The 3,258-nt window shown below is 50.2% G+C and carries 2 rRNA genes; both read right to left on the reverse strand.

The features are described from left to right. Positions 1 to 7: 7 nt before the first annotated feature. Positions 8 to 120, reverse strand: a 5S ribosomal RNA gene (rrf, locus tag CSZ94_RS26855). Between the two features lie 137 nt (positions 121 to 257). Further along, a 23S ribosomal RNA gene (locus tag CSZ94_RS26860) occupies positions 258 to 3,133 on the reverse strand. Positions 3,134 to 3,258: the final 125 nt, after the last annotated feature.

Consider the following 3,258-nt stretch of genomic DNA (forward strand, 5'->3'; position numbering starts at 1 on the left):
ATAACAAGCCTGACGATAACCTACTTTCACACTGGTTGCAGCACTATCATCGGCGCAAAGTTGTTTCACGGTCCTGTTCGGGATGGGAAGGGGTGGGACCAACTTGCTATGGTCATCAGGCATAACTTGTACTGGCATTTGTCCTCTGTTGAGCGACAAAGCCTGAATCTGGAAGAAGCAAAGATTGGGTAATGAATCGTAGTATCAACAAACGCACAACGTTGTACCGTCTTATCCTCTGTACCTGCTAAGGTTATAGGGACAAGCCGTACGGGCAATTAGTACTGGTTAGCTTAATGCATTACTGCACTTCCACACCCAGCCTATCAACGTCCTGGTCTCGAACGACCCTTTAAAGAGCTCAAGGCTCTGGGAAATCTCATCTCAAGGCAAGTTTCCCGCTTAGATGCTTTCAGCGGTTATCTCTTCCGTATTTAGCTACCCGGCAATGCCACTGGCGTGACAACCGGTACACCAGAGATACGTCCACTCCGGTCCTCTCGTACTAGGAGCAGCCCCCTTCAAATTTCCAACGCCCACGGCAGATAGGGACCAAACTGTCTCACGACGTTTTAAACCCAGCTCACGTACCACTTTAAATGGCGAACAGCCATACCCTTGGGACCGGCTACAGCCCCAGGATGTGATGAGCCGACATCGAGGTGCCAAACTCCCCCGTCGATATGAACTCTTGGGAGGAATCAGCCTGTTATCCCCAGAGTACCTTTTATCCGTTGAGCGATGGCCCTTCCATACAGAACCACCGGATCACTATGTCCTACTTTCGTACCTGCTCGACTTGTCAGTCTCGCAGTTAAGCACGCTTATGCCATTGCACTATCAACACGATGTCCGACCGTATCTAGCGTACCTTCGAACTCCTCCGTTACACTTTAGGAGGAGACCGCCCCAGTCAAACTGCCTACCATGCACTGTCCCCGATCCGGATAACGGACCAAGGTTAGAACCTCAAACAAACCAGGGTGGTATTTCAAGGTTGGCTCCACGAGAACTAGCGTCCCCGCTTCAAAGCCTCCCACCTATCCTACACAGATTGGTTCAAAGTCCAATGCAAAGCTACAGTAAAGGTTCATGGGGTCTTTCCGTCTAGCCGCGGGTAGATTGCATCATCACAAACATTTCAACTTCGCTGAGTCTCGGGAGGAGACAGTGTGGCCATCGTTACGCCATTCGTGCAGGTCGGAACTTACCCGACAAGGAATTTCGCTACCTTAGGACCGTTATAGTTACGGCCGCCGTTTACTGGGACTTCAATCAAGAGCTTGCACCCCATCATTTAATCTTCCAGCACCGGGCAGGCGTCACACCCTATACGTCCACTTTCGTGTTTGCAGAGTGCTGTGTTTTTATTAAACAGTCGCAGCCACCAGTTTATTGCAACCCTTTCACCCTCATGGAGTAAACCATTCAAGCTACCGGGGCGTACCTTTTCCCGAAGTTACGGTACCAATTTGCCGAGTTCCTTCTCCCGAGTTCTCTCAAGCGCCTTAGAATACTCATCTCGCCCACCTGTGTCGGTTTGCGGTACGGTCTCGTATGACTGAAGCTTAGAGGCTTTTCTTGGAACCACTTCCGATTGCTTCATGAATAAATTCACTCGTCTCAACCCCTTGAATTCCGCGCCCGGATTTGCCTAAGCGCCTTCTATGAGCCAAAAACCAACTATTCCAACAGTTGGACAACCTTCCGCGATCCGTCCCCCCATCGCATCATACGACGGTGCAGGAATATTAACCTGCTTCCCATCAGCTACGCATCTCTGCCTCGCCTTAGGGGCCGACTCACCCTGCTCCGATGAACGTTGAACAGGAAACCTTGGGCTTACGGCGTGGAGGCTTTTCACCCCCATTATCGCTACTCATGTCAGCATTCGCACTTCTGATACCTCCAGCATCCTTTACAAGACACCTTCGCAGGCTTACAGAACGCTCTCCTACCATATCCAATAAAGGATATCCGCAGCTTCGGTGACTGGCTTAGCCCCGTTACATCTTCCGCGCAGGACGACTCGATCAGTGAGCTATTACGCTTTCTTTAAATGATGGCTGCTTCTAAGCCAACATCCTGACTGTTTTAGCCTTCCCACTTCGTTTTCCACTTAGCCAATCTTTGGGACCTTAGCTGGCGGTCTGGGTTGTTTCCCTCTTGACGCCGGACGTTAGCACCCGACGTCTGTCTCCCAAGCTCGCACTCATCGGTATTCGGAGTTTGCAATGGTTTGGTAAGTCGCAATGACCCCCTAGCCATAACAGTGCTCTACCCCCGATGGTGATACTTGAGGCACTACCTAAATAGTTTTCGGAGAGAACCAGCTATTTCCAAGTTTGTTTAGCCTTTCACCCCTACCCACAGCTCATCCCCTAATTTTTCAACATTAGTGGGTTCGGACCTCCAGGGCGTGTTACCGCACCTTCATCCTGGCCATGAGTAGATCACTTGGTTTCGGGTCTACACCCAGCGACTGATCGCCCTATTCGGACTCGATTTCTCTACGGCTTCCCTATGCGGTTAACCTTGCCACTGAATGTAAGTCGCTGACCCATTATACAAAAGGTACGCAGTCACGGAACAAGTCCGCTCCTACTGTTTGTATGCACACGGTTTCAGGATCTATTTCACTCCCCTTCCGGGGTTCTTTTCGCCTTTCCCTCACGGTACTGGTTCACTATCGGTCGATTACGAGTATTTAGCCTTGGAGGATGGTCCCCCCATATTCAGACAGGATGTCACGTGTCCCGCCCTACTTGTCGTACGCTTAGTATCACCGGTCCAATTTCACATACGGGGCTATCACCCACTATGGCTCCCATTTCCAGGGGATTCTGTTATCGGTCCGACTATCACGTACAGGCTCTTCCCATTTCGCTCGCCGCTACTTTGGGAATCTCGGTTGATTTCTTTTCCTGCAGCTACTTAGATGTTTCAGTTCGCCGCGTTCGCCTTGCAACCCTATGTATTCAGGTTGCAATACCCTAAAAGGGTGGGTTGCCCCATTCGGAAATCTGCGGATCAAAGTGTGTTTGCTCACTCCCCGCAGCTTATCGCAAGCTACTACGTCCTTCATCGCCTGTAATCGCCAAGGCATCCACCATGTGCACTTATTCGCTTGTCCCTATAACGTTAGCCTCTCATCATTTGCATAATGAAAGAGCGTTACAGGAATAAGAAAGTACAACGTTGTTGCTTGTTTGTTGATACATACAATCATTACCCATCGATTTGCTTTTTACGGCAAAC

Origin of the sequence: Janthinobacterium sp. ROICE36 (genome assembly GCF_002869965.1) — a bacterium.
Classification (GTDB): Bacteria; Pseudomonadota; Gammaproteobacteria; order Burkholderiales; family Burkholderiaceae_D; genus Janthinobacterium.